The organism is Micromonospora globbae, assembly GCF_036184225.1.
GTDB classification, from domain to species: Bacteria; Actinomycetota; Actinomycetes; order Mycobacteriales; family Micromonosporaceae; genus Micromonospora; species Micromonospora globbae.
Genome location: NZ_CP108084.1, coordinates 5,136,069 through 5,151,550, shown reverse-complemented (window position 1 = coordinate 5,151,550; position 15,482 = coordinate 5,136,069). Strand labels below are relative to the sequence as shown.

Genomic DNA, 15,482 nt, shown 5'->3' with positions numbered 1-15,482 from the left:
CGGCACAGGCGCCTGTTCCGCGCGCGGTCGCAAATCCGCCACCTCCGCTTTCGAACATGTGTACGATGGCCGACATGGCGGCAGCAGCGAGTTCCACCGATCGACCCGGCGCCCTCGACATCACCCAACGACTGACGGAGATCTGCGGGCCGCCCTTCGCCCGGTTCGCCGGGCCCGCCGACGAGGTGGCCGGTCGCGCCGCCCGCTGGGTGGCCGTCCCGGGCAGCCCGCACGCGGCGGCCGAGGTGCTCCGGCTCGCCGCCCGACACGACCTCACGGTGGTGCCCCGCGGCGCCGGCACGAAGATCGATTGGGGTGCGGCGCCCGAGCAGGTCGACATCCTGCTCGACACCGGCCGGCTGGCCGGCATCGGGCACCAGCCGGTCGGCGCTCCGGTGGCCGAGGTCGGCGCGGGCACGCCGCTGCGGGCCGTGCAGGCCACGTTGGAGCGCACGGGGCAGCGGCTCGCCGTCGACGCGCCCTCGCCGGGGGCCACCGTGGGCGGGGTGCTCGCCGCGGGCGAGGCCGGTCCGCTGCGGCACCGGCACGGCGCCCCCTGCGACCAGCTCGTCGGCCTCCGCTACCTGACGGCCGAGGGCGAACTGGTCAGCGCCGGTGGCGGGGTGCCCGGGCTGGACCTGGCCCGGCTGCTCTGCGGCTCGCAGGGCGCGCTCGGCGTCCTGGTCTCCGCCACGCTGCGGGTGCAGCCCGTGCCGGCCAGCCGGCTGTGGGTGTCCCGTCCCGTGTGGACGCCGCTGGAGGTGCACGACCTGGTGCGGGCGATCCTCGCGGCGCGGCTCGACCCGGCCGCCATCGAGCTGGACCTTCCCGGCGACGCGCGGCCCCGGCCGAGGATCCGACCCGACGACCCGGCCGCCGCGGCGCGGGCGCGGCACCCGTCGATGGCCGGCCGCGCCCGCGTACCGTCGCGGGCCGGCAGCCTCGTGGTGCTGCTGGAGGGCGGGCCGGCGGACGCCGCCGAGCGGGCCGAGCGGCTGGTCGCCCTCCTGGACGGCGAGGCGACCGTCACCCACTCGCCCCCGCCGTGGTGGCGGCGGTACCCGTTCGCGCCGGGCGACACGGCGCTGCGCATCGAGGTGCCGATCACCGACCTGCACGCGGCCGTCTACGCGCTGCGCGACGCGGCCGGCGCGCCCGTGCCGGTACGCGGTTCCGCCGGTCTCGGCGTGGTGCACGCCGCGCTGCCCGGGTCGCTCCCCGCCGACCGGGTCGCCTCGATCCTGGCCGCCGTCCGCGGCGTGCTGCTGGCGCGCAAGGGGCGCTGCGTGGTCCTGTCCGCGCCCCCGACGGTCCGCCGGGCCGTGGACCTGTGGGGTGAGCTGACCGGCCTGCCCCGGTTGCGGGCGGCCAAGGCCCACCTCGATCCGCACCACCGGCTCGCCCCCGGCCGCCTCCCCGGCGGCGGCTGACCCCCGTCCCGCCCGGCTGCCGGCCGGCCGCCGTCAGGCGGCGTCGTTGCGCAGGACGAGGATCGCGATGTCGTCGCGGGGCGCCTCGACCGAGAAGTTCAGCGCGGTGGCCCGCAGCCTCGCGGCGACCACGTCGGCCGAGTAGCCGGCCAGCGGCACGGCGGCCTCGCGGAGACGCTCGGTGCCGAAGAGTTCCCGTCCGCGCCGCCGCTCGGTCACGCCGTCGGTGTAGAAGACCAGGGCGTCGCCCGGACCGAGGGGGACGTTCGCGCTGGGCGTGCTGATCGTGTCGAGCAGGCCGAGCGCGGTGCCGCCGGTGCCGACGAACCGGCCGCCGCCCGCGCCCCGGAGCAGCACGGGCCGGTCGTGCCCGGCCAGGTGCAGGGAGACGTCCAGCCGGTCGCCGTCGCCGGGGCCGACCGCCGCGAGGGCCAGCGTGCAGTACCGCCCACCGCCGCGCTCGACGAGCGTCTCGTTGAGACGGGCGAGCACCTCGGGCAGCGGCTTGCCGTCGCCGACCAGTACGCGGATCACGTCGCGGACCAGCCCGGTGACGGCCGCCGCCTGCACGCCCTTGCCGGAGACGTCACCGATCACCACGAGCCACCGCCCGTCCGGCAGGGGCACCACGTCGTAGAAGTCGCCGCCCACGTCGGCGTCGCCGCCGGCCGGGACGTACTCGGCCGCGAAGCCGATCCCCTCCACGACGGGCAGCACCGGGGGCAGCAGCGACTGCTGGAGCGTCTGGGCGACCCGGCGACGCTCGGCGTGGATCCGGGCGTTCTCGATCGCCAGCGCCGCCCGGCGGGCCACGTCCTCCAGGACGGCGAGCTCGTCCGGGTCGTGCCGGTGCCGCTGGTGACGGCCCACGGCCAGGGTGCCGAGCCGCTGGCCCCGGGCGATCAGGGGGACGGCGAAACCCTCCATCGGCCCGCCGAGCGGCACCTGCGCGGCGCTGCGGGACGCCTCGCGCAGCCGCGCCTGGATCGAGTCCGGGCCGGTCTCGGCGAGCACCTTGTGCAGCTGCGGCAGGACCGACTCGTCGGCGTGGGTCGCCGCCGCCAACCACAGGCGTCCCCACTCGTCGGTCGTGTGCACCGCGCACCACTGCCCGAGCCGGGGCACCACCAGTTGCGGGACGAGCGCCATGGTCAACTCGACGTCGAGCGACTGGGCGAGCAGTTCGCTCGCCTCGGCGAGGAAGGTCAGCCACGCCTGCCGCCGGACGTCGGCTCGGCGGAGGCGGTCGTTCTCCAGGTGCAGCGACAGCCGCTCGGCCGCGAGCACCGCCAGCGGCCGGGCGTACGCCGACGGCGCGGCGTCCAGCTCCAGCTCGCCGGTGTACGGGCGGTGCACGGTCAGCGGCACGTGGAGCAGTTCGTTGCCGGCCCGGGGCTGCCGCCCGTAGCGGGCGAGCACCTGCGGCCCCGTGCCGTCGCCCCGGTCGAGCCGGATCAGCCCGCCGGCCGCGCCGACCATCTCGGCCACCCGCGTGAGCAGGCTCGTCGCGAAGTCGGGAAGCGGGTCCTCCGCGTACGGGTCGGGGCCGATCTGCATCAGCTCGCTCACGGCGGCGGCGCTCGGCGCGGAGCTGGCCTCCGGCGACGGGTCGGCGCCCCCGGTGGCGCCCGGCGTGGCCAGCGCGCCGACGGCGGGCTCCTCCGCGGTCCCGGCTCCGGCGGTCCGGTCGAGCCGGAACCAGACGCCCTTGCCGCTCGGCAGGTAGGTGGTGCCCCACCGGCTGGCGAAGTGGTCGACGAGCAGCAGGCCGCGACCCCGCTCGGCGACCTCGGCGATCTCGTGGGCCTCGTTGCGGACGCCGACGATCAGTTCCTCGACGGGCCCGGAGGCGAAGTCGGAGACCGTGACGGTCAGCCCGACGTCGTCCGCGACGACCTCGATGTCCAGGTCCGTGCCGGCGTGCTCCACGGCGTTCGTGGTGAGCTCGGTGGTGAGCAGCAGTGCCTCGTTGAGCAGTTCGTCCAGGTGCGCCTCGGCCAGGACGGAGCGGACCAGGGCGCGGGCGGCCGCGGGCGTACGCCGGTCGGCCGGCAGGCGGACGCGCCGGAGGTGCCCGTCCGGGCCCCCGGCCGCCGCGGGCCTCGTCTCCGCCGACACCCTCGTATCCTCCACCGCCGGCCCGGTGGCTGCCAAACCGGTGCCGGCCACGACCGGCGGGAAGCGCGGCGTGCTGGCCGGGCGGCCCGGGCCGCCCGGCGTGTGGCGCGTGGGCGCTGGCCCTGGCACCAGCGGCTCCACGGGCACAATATGGGGATGGCCGGCATCTCGGCACGAGCCGGTCGCCCCCGAGCGGAGACGAGGAAGAATGACCGCGGTGAAGCAGTCGGTGGCGGATCCGTCCGCGTCCGACCACGAGGCGTTCCTCGACGAGTTGACCGACGCGCTGCGGCGGATGCGCCGTGGTGACCTGAAGGTCCGGTTGCCCCGGCGCGCCGGGCGGGTCGGGGAGGTCGCGGACGCCTTCAACGAGGTCGTGTCGCTCCAGGAGCGGCAGCACCTCGACCTGAAGCGGATCAGCCGGGTCGTCGGCCGGGACGGCCGGCTCACCGAGCGGCTGGACGAGGAGGGGCTGGACGGCTCCTGGGCCGAGAACCACCGTGCGGTCAACTCGCTCATCGACGACCTGGGGCGGCCCACCACCGAGATCGCCCGGGTGATCGTCGCCGTGGCCGACGGCGACCTGTCCCAGCACATGGCCATGGAGATCGACGGCCGGCCGCTGCGCGGTGAGTACCTGCGGATCGGGCGCACCGTGAACACGATGGTCGACCAGTTGTCGTCGTTCGCCGACGAGGTGACCCGGGTGGCCCGCGAGGTGGGCACGGAGGGCAAGCTGGGCGGCCAGGCCGACGTGCGGGGCGTGGCCGGCACCTGGAAGGACCTCACCGACTCGGTGAACACCATGGCGTCGAACCTGACGGGCCAGGTGCGGTCGATCTCCCAGGTGGCCCGGGCGGTCGCGAAGGGCGACCTGTCGCAGAAGATCACCGTCGGGGCGCGCGGCGAGGTCGCCGAACTCGCCGACACGATGAACTCGCTCACCGACACCCTGCGGCTCTTCGCCGAGCAGGTGACCCGGGTGGCGCGCGAGGTGGGCACCGAGGGCAAGCTCGGTGGTCAGGCGGAGGTGCCGAACGTCGCGGGCACCTGGAAGGACCTGACCGACAGCGTCAACTCGATGGCGTCGAACCTGACGGCGCAGGTGCGCAACATCGCCCAGGTCTCGACCGCGGTGGCCCGGGGCGACCTGTCGCAGAAGATCACCGTCGCGGCCCAGGGCGAGATCCTGGAGCTGAAGAACACGGTGAACACGATGGTGGACCAGCTGTCGTCGTTCGCCGACGAGGTGACGCGGGTGGCCCGTGAGGTGGGCATCGAGGGCAAGCTGGGTGGTCAGGCCCAGGTCCGCGGCGTCTCCGGGACGTGGCGTGACCTCACGGAGAACGTCAACCAGCTCGCCGGCAACCTCACCGCGCAGGTGCGGAACATCTCGCAGGTCTCCACGGCCGTGGCGAAGGGCGACCTGTCGCAGAAGATCACGGTCGACGCCCAGGGCGAGATCCTGGAGCTGAAGAACACGGTGAACACGATGGTGGACCAGCTGTCGTCGTTCGCCGACGAGGTGACGCGGGTGGCCCGTGAGGTGGGCACCGAGGGCAAGCTGGGCGGTCAGGCGCAGGTCAAGGGCGTGTCGGGCACCTGGCGGGACCTCACCGACAACGTGAACTCGATGGCGTCGAACCTGACCAGCCAGGTCCGCAACATCGCCTCGGTCACCACCGCGGTCGCGAAGGGCGACCTGAGCCAGAAGATCACCGTGGACGCCCGGGGCGAGATCCTGGAGCTGAAGAACACGGTGAACACGATGGTGGACCAGCTGTCGTCGTTCGCCGACGAGGTGACGCGGGTGGCCCGTGAGGTGGGCACCGAGGGCAAGCTGGGCGGCCAGGCGCAGGTCAAGGGCGTCGCCGGCACGTGGCGCGACCTCACCGACAACGTGAACTCGATGGCGTCGAACCTCACCGCGCAGGTGCGCAACATCGCCCAGGTGTCCACGGCCGTGGCGAAGGGCGACCTGTCGCAGAAGATCACGGTCGACGCCCAGGGCGAGATCCTGGAGCTGAAGTCGACCGTGAACACGATGGTCGACCAGTTGTCGTCGTTCGCCGACGAGGTGACGCGGGTGGCCCGTGAGGTGGGCACCGAGGGCAAGCTTGGCGGCCAGGCGCAGGTCAAGGGCGTGTCGGGCACCTGGCGCGACCTCACCGACAACGTCAACTCGATGGCGTCGAACCTCACCGCGCAGGTGCGCAACATCGCCTCGGTCACCACGGCCGTGGCGAAGGGCGACCTGAGCCAGAAGATCACCGTCGACGCCCAGGGCGAGATCCTGGAACTCAAGAACACCATCAACACGATGGTCGACCAGCTGTCGTCGTTCGCCGACGAGGTGACCCGGGTCGGCCGCGAGGTCGGCATCGAGGGGCAGCTCGGCGGCCAGGCCCAGGTCAAGGGCGTCTCCGGCACGTGGCGGGACCTCACCGAGAACGTCAACCAGCTGGCCTCCACGCTGACCACCCAGCTGCGGGCCATCGCCCAGGTCTCGACGTCCGTGACGCGCGGCGACCTGACCCAGCGGATCAACGTCCAGGCGCAGGGCGAGATCGCCGAGCTGAAGGACAACATCAACCAGATGATCGTCACCCTGCGGGAGACGACCAAGAAGAACGCCGAGCAGGGCTGGCTCGACTCCAACCTCGCCCGGATCAGCGGTCTGCTCCAGGGACAGCGCGACCTCGGCGAGGTCTGCCGGATGATCATGATGGAGGTCACGCCGCTCGTCGACGCGCAGCTCGGCGCGTTCTTCCTGGTGGACAACTCCGAGGGCAGCATGCGGCTGCGGCTCACCGCCTCGTACGGGTACGTGGCGCGCGGGCAGGACGTCACGTTCGGGCCGGGTGAGGGGCTGGTCGGGCAGGCGGCGCTCTCGCGCCGGACCATCCGGGTCAGCGCCTCTCCGAACGGCTCGCTGACGCTCCGCTCCGGGCTCGCCAGCACGCCCCCCGCCGACCTCGTGGTGCTCCCCGTGCTGTTCGAGGGGGAGCTGCTCGGCGTGATCGAGTTCGCCAGCGTGGTGCCCTTCTCCGAGCTGCACCTGTCGTTCCTGGAGCGCCTGGTGCTCACCATCGGCATCGCCGTCAACACCATCCAGGCCAACCGGCGTACGGAGGAGCTGCTGGCCCAGTCGCAGCGGCTGGCGCACGAGCTCCAGGAACAGTCGGCGGAGCTGCAGCGCACCAACGCCGAGCTGGAGGAGAAGGCCACCCTGCTCTCCGAGCAGAAGGGCAACATCGAAATCAAGAACCGGGAGATTGAGCTGGCCCGGCTGGGCCTGGAGGAGAAGGCACAGCAGCTCACCCGCGCCTCGGCGTACAAGTCGGAGTTCCTGGCGAACATGAGCCACGAGCTGCGTACGCCGCTCAACTCGCTGCTCCTGCTGGCTCGGCTCCTCGCCGAGAACTCGGAGCAGAACCTCACGCCGAAGCAGATCGAGTTCGCCCGTACGATCCACAGCGCCGGTTCCGACCTGCTCTCGCTGATCGACGACATCCTCGACCTGTCCAAGATCGAGGCCGGGCGGATGGACATCGAGCCGACCGAGGTCCGGTTCGACGAGATCCGCGGCTACGTCGAGCAGGCGTTCGCGCCGCAGGCCGAGGACAAGGGGCTCGACTTCCAGGTGCGGGTCAGCAAGGATCTGCCGCCGTCGCTCGTCACCGACGCGCAGCGGTTGCAGCAGATCCTGCGCAACCTGCTCTCCAACGCCGTGAAGTTCACCGACAACGGCGCGGTGACCCTGCGGATCGCCCCGGCGGCCGAGAGCGCCGTCTTCGACGTGCCGACGCTGACGAACGCCCGTCAGGTGATCGCGTTCACCGTGATCGACACCGGCATCGGCATCTCGGACGACAAGCTGTCGATCATCTTCGAGGCGTTCCAGCAGGCCGACGGCACGACGAGCCGCCGGTACGGCGGCACGGGCCTGGGCCTGTCGATCAGCCGCGACCTGGCCCGGCTGCTCGGCGGCACCATCACCGTGACGTCGGCGCCCGGTCAGGGTTCGACGTTCACGCTGTTCGTGCCGGACGTGCTGGCGCCGGACGCGGTGGTCGCCCCGCTGCCGCCGTCGCCGTCCCGGGCCGGTCTGCCGTCGTCGCTGCTCATGCCGCCGCTGGAGGTGCCCGAGCCGGCGCCCGGGCCGACCAGCCGCCAGCTCGACGGCGCGACCGTGTTGATCATCGACGACGACGTCCGGAACGTCTTCGCCCTGACCAGCGCGTTGGAACTGCACGGGATGACCGTGTTGTACTCGGACAACGGGGCGGACGGCGTCCGCCTGCTGGCCGAGCATCCGGAGGTGGACATCGTGCTGATGGACGCCATGATGCCGGACCAGGACGGGTACGAGACGACCCGCCAGATCCGTCGCAACCACCGCTTCGCCGACCTGCCCATCGTCTTCCTGACCGCGAAGGCCATGCCGGGCGACCGGGAGTCGGCGCTGGCGGCCGGCGGTAGCGACTACATCACGAAGCCGGTCGACCTGGACGAACTGATCGAACTCATGTCGTCCTGGATCAGCGGCAGCCGGACCGAGGAGAACTCGTGACCCAGATGGCCAAGGCGCTGCTCGTCGACGACCGCCGGGAGAACCTGATGGCGCTGGAGGCGATCCTCCAGGGCCTGCCGGTCCAGGTGGTCGCCGTGGAGAGCGGCGAGGCGGCGCTCAAGCAGTTGCTGGTGGACGACTTCGCGGTGATCCTGCTGGACGCCCAGATGCCGGACATGGACGGCTTCGAGACCGCCGGGCACATCAAGCGCCGGGAGCGTACGCGGCACGTGCCGATCATCTTCCTCACCGCCGCCGACCGGGACGCCCAGCTGGCCCTGCGCGGCTACCAGGTCGGTGCGGTCGACTACCTCACGAAGCCGTTCGACCCGTGGGTGCTCCGCGCCAAGGTGTCCGTCTTCGTCGAGCTGTGGGTCAAGACCCGGCAGCTCGCCGCCCAGTCGGAGCTGGTGCGGGAGCGTGAGGCGCAGTGGCGGATGCTGACCGACGCGGTCGACGAGGCCACGGCCCTGCTGCGCAGCGACGACCCGGACGCGCGCGACCGTGCCGCGGACCTGCTGGAACAGGCCCGCTGGGGCGCCCCGGCCTGATCCGCGCACGCGCCCTCCGCGCCCGCGTTCCTTTCCGTGATCATGAGGTTGGCGGGCACTGACGGGGCGCGTCGCCCCGTCAACCTCATGATCACCGGGCGGGCGGGCGGGCGGGCAGACGGGCAGACGGGCAGACGGGCGGGCGGGCAGACGGGCAGACCGGGGGCGCGGTGGGCGGCGGCCGCCGGGTCGGGCAGGGGTCGTCAGCTGGCTGGCTGGTCGTTGCGGATCATCAGGGCCGAGCGGAGGCCCGTGATGTCCAGGACGCGCAGCAGGAAATCGCCCACGTGGGTGAGGACCAGGAGGCTCTGGGCGTGGCTCGCCTTGCGGCTGAGCACGACCAGCGTGCCCAGGCCCTGGGAGTCGCAGAAGGTGACCCCGGCGAGGTCCAGCACGATCCGCGGCGGCGGATCGGTGAGCACCTCGTTCACGACGGTCGAGAGCTGGGCGGCCGTGAGCATGTCGATCTCACCGGCGAGACGCAGCACGACCTCGTCACCCGTCCGGTGTAGCGTGATGGACAGTTCGGCACGATCCACCCGGCCAGCCTAACGCGATCCGATCGACCCGGCCTGCCGAGGAGCGACCCCGCCCCTGCCGGGTGGCGAAGTCCCGTGCCGGGTGAGCCCGGTAACCCCTGGCCGGGGTGCCTGCCGGTTCGCCGGTCGGCGCTGACACAATGGCGGCATCGTGACCGATACCGTTTCCGCCGGATCCGGCCGCTACCCGGCCGACGCGCCGGCCTCCGAGGCCCTGTTCGACCGCGCCCGCGCCCTCGTGCCGGGCGGGGTCAACTCCCCCGTGCGCGCGTTCCGTGCCGTCGGCGGCACCCCGCGCTTCATGGTCCGGGGGGAGGGGCCCTGGCTCTACGACGCCGACGGCCGGCGCTACGTCGACCTGGTCTGCTCCTGGGGGCCGCTGATCCTCGGTCACGCCCACCCCGAGGTGGTCGCCGCCGTGCAGGCCGCCGCGGCGGGGGGCACGAGCTTCGGCACCCCGACGCCGGGTGAGGTCGAGCTGGCCGCCGAGATCGTCGACCGTACGCCGGTCGAGCAGGTCCGGCTGGTCAACTCGGGCACCGAGGCCACCATGTCGGCCATCCGGCTCGCCCGCGGCTTCACCGGCCGCTCCAAGATCGTGAAGTTCGCCGGCTGCTACCACGGTCACGTGGACGCGCTGCTCGCCGCCGCCGGGTCCGGCGTGGCCACCCTGGGCCTGCCCGACTCGCCCGGGGTCACCGGCGCCGCGGCGAGCGAGACGATCGTGCTGCCGTACAACGACCTGCGGGCGGTGGAGGAGGCCTTCGCCGCCGAGGGCCCGCACATCGCCGCCGTGATCACCGAGGCGGCCGCCGGCAACATGGGCGTCGTCGCCCCGCGTGACGGCTTCAACCAGGAGCTGGCCCGGATCGCCCACGCACACGGCGCGCTGCTCATCGTCGACGAGGTCATGACCGGGTTCCGCGTGTCCCGCTCCGGCTGGCACGGCCTCGACCCGTGCGACGCCGACCTCTGGACGTACGGCAAGGTCATGGGCGGTGGCCTGCCGGCGGCGGCGTTCGGCGGGCGCGCGGAGATCATGGCCCGCCTCGCCCCGGCCGGTCCGGTCTACCAGGCGGGCACGCTCTCCGGCAACCCGCTGGCCTGCGCGGCGGGCCTCGCCACCCTGCGGCTGGCCGACGACGCGCTCTACCGCCGGCTGGACGAGACGGCCGCCGGCGTGAGCAAGCTGGCGTCCGACGCGCTGGCCGCCGCCGGGGTCCCGCACCGGCTGTCGTACGCGGGCAACATGTTCTCGATCTTCTTCACGGACGCCGACGTGGTCGACTACGACAGCGCGCGGACCCAGCAGGTGCCGGCGTTCAAGGCGTTCTTCCACGCGATGCTCGCCGGTGGCGTCTACCTGCCGCCGAGCGCGTTCGAGGCCTGGTTCGTCTCGGCGGCGCTGGACGACGCCGCCCTGGAGCAGATCGCCACCGCGCTGCCGACGGCGGCGCGGGCGGCGGCAGCGGCGGGTCACGGGGGGTGACGCGGTGAGCAAGACGGTGGTCCACGTGCTCCGGCACGGGGAGGTGCACAACCCGGACCGGATCCTGTACGGGCGCCTGCCCGGTTTCCGCCTCTCGGAGCTGGGTGTGCAGATGGCCAAGGCCGCCGCGCAGGTGCTCGCCGAGCGGGACGTGGTGCACGTGGTGGCCAGCCCGCTGGAGCGCGCCCAGCAGACGGCCGAGCCGATCGCCGCGCAGTTCGGCCTGCCGGTCGGGGTGGACGAGCGGCTCATCGAGAGCGCCAACTGGTTCGAGGGCAAGCGGGTCTCGCCTGGCGACGGCTCGTTCCGTGACCCGCGCAACTGGTGGGTGCTGCGCGACCCGGTCACCCCGTCGTGGGGCGAGGCGTACCGGGCGATCGCCGAGCGCATGTTCGCCGCGCTGCACGCCGCCCGGGTCGCCGCCGAGGGACGCGAGGCCGTCCTGGTCTCGCACCAGCTGCCGATCTGGACGCTCCGCCGGTACGTCGAGCGCAAGCGGCTCTGGCACGACCCGCGCAAGCGGCAGTGCGGGCTCGCGAGCCTCACCTCGTTCCACTTCGACGGGGCGAAGGTGGTCGGCATCGGCTACTCGGAGCCCGCCGCCCACCTGGTCGCCATGTCGCCGACCGCACGGACGGCCAAGGGGGCCTGATGCGCGCCCGGAGGTGGACCGCCGGTCTGCTCGCCACCGTCGCCGCGGTGGCGCTGGCGGGTTGCACGTCGAAGAGCCAGGAGAAGACGTGCGCGACCACCCCGGAGGGCGTCATCGAGTGCGCTCCCGACCAGCGGTCCGCGCCGCCGAAGATCGCCGGTGAGCTGCTCACGGGCGGCAACTACGACGTCTCGCAGGCCCGCGGGCAGGTGGTCGTCCTCAACTTCTGGGGTTCGTGGTGCGCGCCCTGCCGGGCGGAGGCGGACGACCTGGAGGCCACCTACCAGGCGACCAAGGGCTCGGGCGTCACGTTCCTCGGCATCAACGTGCAGGACAGCAAGGACAAGGCGCTCGCGTTCGAGGAGGGCCGGGTCACCTACCCGAGCATCTTCGACCCGCCCAGCCGGCTGGCGCTCGCCCTGGACATCCCGCCGAACACGATCCCGGCCACCGTGGTGCTCGACCGGGAAGGCCGGATCGCCGTGGTGATCCGGGCCGCCGTACGGCAGGAGGGCCTGCAACCCATCGTCGAGCGGATCGCCGCCGAGCAGTCCGGTGCACGCTGATGGGCGAGACGTTCCGGCAGGTCGCCCTCTCCGGCCCGCTGCTGCTGGCCATCGGCGCGGCGGCCCTCGCCGGCCTCGTGAGCTTCCTGTCCCCGTGCGTGCTCCCGCTGGTGCCCGGCTACCTCTCGTACGTCACCGGCCTGGCCGGCGCCGACCTGGAGGGCCGCGGCGCACGGACGGGCACCCTCTCGACGCCCGAGGTGGAGGACGGGGCGCCGGCTGACGGTTCCGGTGGCGGCGGGACGGCCACCGTCGTACGCCGGCGGGCCACCGCGGTCGCCGCGGTCAAGGGCCGGGTGTTCGCCGGGACGCTGCTGTTCATCGCCGGCTTCACGGTCGTCTTCACGGCCACCGCCGTGCTCTTCGCCAGCGTGGGGAAGGTCTTCTTCACGTACGAGCGGACGCTGGAGATCGTCATCGGTGCGCTCGTCATCCTGCTCGGGCTGGCCTTCGTCGGCCTGATCCCGGGCATGGAGCGCGAGTTCCGCATCCGGCGCCTCCCCGCCGCCGGGCTGCTGGGAGCACCGGTCTTCGGCGCCGTGTTCGCGTTGAGCTGGGTGCCGTGCGTCGGCCCCACCCTGGCCGCCGTCATGGGCATGGCCACGGTGAGCGGGCAGACCGACCGGGCCGTGGTGCTCGCCGTGGCGTACTGCCTGGGTCTGGGGATACCGTTCGTCGTCTTCGGGTTGGGCTTCCAGCGCCTGCTGGGCGTCTTCCGCGCCATCCGCCGGAACAGCCGCTGGGTCACGCGGGTCGGCGGCGTCCTGCTCGTGCTCATCGGGCTCGCGCTGGTCACCGGAGGGTGGACGAACATCGTGATCTGGTTGCAGACCACCGTCGGGGTGGGTGAGGTGAGCATCTGATGACCGTCGTGGACGAGCGGCCCACCACCCCGGCCGAGGCGCCGCGCCGCCGCCCCAACCGGCTCCTGGCGCTGCTGCGCAACTCGTGGCGGCAGCTCACCAGCATGCGTACGGCGCTGGTCCTGCTCTTCCTGCTCGCGGTCGCGGCCGTCCCGGGCTCGGTGCTGCCGCAGCGGAACATCAGCCCGGAGAAGGTCAACGAGTACTTCGTCGAGCACCCCGACCTGGCTCCCCGGCTCGACCGGATCGGCGCCTTCGAGGTCTTCGGCTCGGTCTGGTTCTCCGCGATCTACCTGCTGCTGTTCACCTCGCTGATCGGCTGCATCACGCCCCGGATGCGTGACCACGTCCGGGCGCTGCGGTCGAAGCCGCCGGCCGCCCCGAAGCGGCTGGACCGGCTGCCCCAGCACGCCGTCCTGCCGCTTCCCGAGGGGGGCGTGCCGGCGATCGTCGAGGCGCTGCGCCGGCGCCGCTGGCGGGTCGCGGTGCGCGGCAACGAGGTCTCGGCCGAGAAGGGCTACCTCAAGGAGACCGGCAACCTGGTCTTCCACATCTCCATGGTCGTGGTGCTGGCCGGCGTGGCGCTCGGCCACTGGTACGGCTGGAGCGGCAACCGGCTGCTGGTCGCCGGCGAGGACAACGCCTTCTGCAACACCCGCCAGCAGTACGCGGAGGCGAAGCTCGGGCCGCGGGTGGACAGCGCCCACCTGCCGGGGTTCTGCCTGGTCCTGGACCGGTTCGAGGCCCGGTTCCTCGAGTCGGGGCAGCCGGACCACTTCAACGCCACGGTGACCGTCGAGGAGCCGGGCAAGGCTCCTCGCAGCGCGGACTTCTCGGTGAACTCGCCGCTGCGGCTGGACGGCGCCAACGTCTACCTGCTCGGCCACGGGTACGCGCCGGTCATCCGCTACACCGACCGCTACGGCAAGAGCCAGGTCAGCGACGAGCCCTTCCTCACCACGGGCGACGCCGGCCTGACGGGCGAGGGACTGGCCGCGTTCCCGGACGCCAACGTCGACCCGAAGACCGGCCGGCGGGACTCGAACCTCCAGGTCGCCTTCACGGGGCTCTACCTGCCGACGGCGCCGGAAGCCCCGCCGTACGTGCGCTCGCAGTATCCGGCCGAGCGCAACCCGGCGCTCAACCTCGTCGCGTACCGGGGGAACCTGGGCCTCGACGCCGGCATCCCCGGATCGGTCTACGAGCTGGACGAGCGGCAGATCCGTACGGGCAAGGTGAAGCAGATCGGCGACAAGGTGCTCAGGCCGGGCGAGTCGTGGAAGCTGGACGACGGCACGACTGTCGAGTTCCTCGGCACCAAGCGGTACGTGACGCTCTCGGTGCGGCACGACCCCGGCTCGGGCCTGCTGCTGGTGAGCTGCGGGTTCCTGCTCGCCGGGCTGATGGGGTCGCTGTTCGGCCGCCGGCGGCGAGTGTTCTTCCGGGTGACGACGCCCGGAGATGCGGACCCCGCGGGCGAAACTCCGACGAGCGGTAGTAGTTTGGTCGAGGCCGGTGGGTTGCCGCGCACCGACTATCCAGGCTTCGCCGACGAGTTCGCGCAGCTCGTCGCCGCCGTGGGCGGTGGCGGGCGGCCGGACGAGGCGGCCGGCACGGGTCGCGACGGCCACGACCGGGCCGGGACGCGGGAAGGGACCGACTGATGTCCGCACTCTCCGACCAGCTGGTGACGTTCGCGATCCTCGCGTACCTGGTCGCGATGATCAGCCACGCCGTCGAGTACGCCCTCGGCAACGCCCGGCGGCGGTACGTCGTGGCGCAGCCCGCCCGGGAGCTGGTCGGCGCGGCCGTCGGCGGCTCCGGTGGCACGATCACGAAGGCCCCGGATCCGGCGCCGCAGGTGACGGGCGTGGAGGGCCGTCCCGTCGGCCAGGCGCGGATCGCCGGGCTGGTCGCGGTGGGCGCCACCGTGGTGGCCGCCGCGTTGCACCTGGCCGCCCTGGTCACCCGTGGCATCGCCGCCGACCGGATGCCGTGGGGCAACATGTACGAGTTCGTGCTGACGGTCACCTTCGTCGGCGTGGCGGGCTGGCTGGTGGTGCTCGCCAAGCGGCCGTCGCTGCGCAAGCTCGGCCTGTTCCTCACCCTCGTGATGGTGCTGCTGGTGGCGACCGCCGAGCTGGTGCTCTACGTGCCGGTGGTGCCGCTGGTCCCGGCGCTGAACTCGTACTGGTTCATCATCCACGTCTCCACCATCGTGTTCAGCTCCGGCATCCTCCTGCTCGGTGTGGTGCCGGCCGTGGCGTTCCTCATGCGTCGCGGCTACGAGGCGGGCAAGCGCAGCTTCCCGTACACGCTGGCCAAGCGGCTGCCCGCGGCGGCCGCGTTGGAGCGGCTGACGTTCGTGCTGCACGCCTTCTCGTTCCCGGTCTTCACGTTCGCGGTGATCGCCGGCGCGATCTGGGCCGAGGCGGCCTGGGGCCGGCCGTGGGGCTGGGACCCGAAGGAGACCTGGGCGTTCATCTCCTGGGTGGTGTACGCCGGCTACCTGCACGCCCGGGCCACCCCGAGCGTCAAGCGGAACGTGGCGACCTGGATCGCCGTGGTCGGCTTCCTCACCATGCTCATGAACCTGTTCGGCGTGAACATCTTCTTCACGGGCCTGCACTCGTACGGCGGCCTGAGCTGACATTCGGGTCGACTGGTGAGGGGTGACAGCGCAGCCGTCGCCGCCCCGGCG

11 protein-coding genes are annotated in these 15,482 nt (G+C 72.8%); 9 read left to right on the top strand and 2 right to left on the bottom strand.

Translation table 11 applies throughout. The annotated features are described in order from the left end of the window. Positions 1-74 precede the first annotated feature (74 nt). Positions 75-1,430: an FAD-binding oxidoreductase gene (locus OG994_RS23210; RefSeq protein ID WP_120328084.1), complete on the top strand. Its 1,356-nt coding sequence runs from the start codon at positions 75-77 to the stop codon at positions 1,428-1,430. A gap of 33 nt (positions 1,431-1,463) precedes the next feature. Here the strand turns inward: OG994_RS23210 and OG994_RS23205 are convergent, their stop codons facing one another. Then, positions 1,464-3,548 (bottom strand): SpoIIE family protein phosphatase, encoded by a 2,085-nt coding sequence (locus OG994_RS23205; protein ID WP_328850964.1) that lies wholly within the window; start codon positions 3,546-3,548, stop codon positions 1,464-1,466. Positions 3,549-3,756: 208 nt separating this feature from the next. Between OG994_RS23205 and OG994_RS23200 the strand changes: the two genes are divergently transcribed. Together OG994_RS23200 and OG994_RS23195 are read left to right on the top strand one after the other, a co-directional pair. Further along, a complete protein-coding gene (locus OG994_RS23200; protein ID WP_120328021.1) occupies positions 3,757-8,121 on the top strand; it encodes a HAMP domain-containing protein in 4,365 nt (1,454 codons plus the stop codon). After that, the gene (locus OG994_RS23195) at positions 8,118-8,672 is read left to right on the top strand and encodes a response regulator (RefSeq protein ID WP_120328020.1); all 555 of its coding nucleotides are present in this window, start codon (positions 8,118-8,120) and stop codon (positions 8,670-8,672) included. Before OG994_RS23200 ends, OG994_RS23195 begins: the two co-directional genes overlap by 4 nt. Before the next feature lie 203 nt (positions 8,673-8,875). On the opposite strand, the gene OG994_RS23190 is transcribed toward OG994_RS23195, so the two are convergent. Then, positions 8,876-9,211, bottom strand: coding sequence for an STAS domain-containing protein (locus OG994_RS23190; RefSeq protein WP_120328019.1), 336 nt, complete (start codon positions 9,209-9,211; stop codon positions 8,876-8,878). A 151-nt stretch (positions 9,212-9,362) separates the two neighbouring features. On the opposite strand from OG994_RS23190, the gene hemL reads away from it, so the two are divergent. The 6 genes from hemL to ccsB are packed head-to-tail and all read left to right on the top strand — an operon-like array spanning position 9,363 to position 15,431. Continuing rightward, positions 9,363-10,700 carry a glutamate-1-semialdehyde 2,1-aminomutase gene (hemL, locus tag OG994_RS23185; protein ID WP_328850963.1) on the top strand — a complete coding sequence of 446 codons (1,338 nt, stop codon included), beginning with the start codon at positions 9,363-9,365 and terminating at the stop codon, positions 10,698-10,700. 4 nt (positions 10,701-10,704) lie between these two features. Beyond that, positions 10,705-11,352, top strand: a complete 648-nt coding sequence (locus OG994_RS23180; protein ID WP_120328017.1) for a histidine phosphatase family protein — start codon at positions 10,705-10,707, stop codon at positions 11,350-11,352. Continuing rightward, positions 11,352-11,918: a TlpA family protein disulfide reductase gene (locus tag OG994_RS23175; protein WP_120328016.1), complete on the top strand. Its 567-nt coding sequence runs from the start codon at positions 11,352-11,354 to the stop codon at positions 11,916-11,918. Before OG994_RS23180 ends, OG994_RS23175 begins: the two co-directional genes overlap by 1 nt. After that, a complete protein-coding gene (locus tag OG994_RS23170) occupies positions 11,918-12,781 on the top strand; it encodes a cytochrome c biogenesis CcdA family protein (protein ID WP_328850962.1) in 864 nt (287 codons plus the stop codon). The genes OG994_RS23175 and OG994_RS23170 overlap by 1 nt, the downstream gene beginning before the upstream one ends. Beyond that, entirely contained in the window at positions 12,781-14,445 is a 1,665-nt protein-coding gene (gene resB / locus OG994_RS23165) for a cytochrome c biogenesis protein ResB (RefSeq protein ID WP_120328014.1), read from the top strand. Before OG994_RS23170 ends, resB begins: the two co-directional genes overlap by 1 nt. Then, positions 14,445-15,431 carry a c-type cytochrome biogenesis protein CcsB gene (gene ccsB, locus OG994_RS23160; RefSeq protein ID WP_328850961.1) on the top strand — a complete coding sequence of 329 codons (987 nt, stop codon included), beginning with the start codon at positions 14,445-14,447 and terminating at the stop codon, positions 15,429-15,431. The genes resB and ccsB overlap by 1 nt, the downstream gene beginning before the upstream one ends. Positions 15,432-15,482 lie beyond the last annotated feature (51 nt).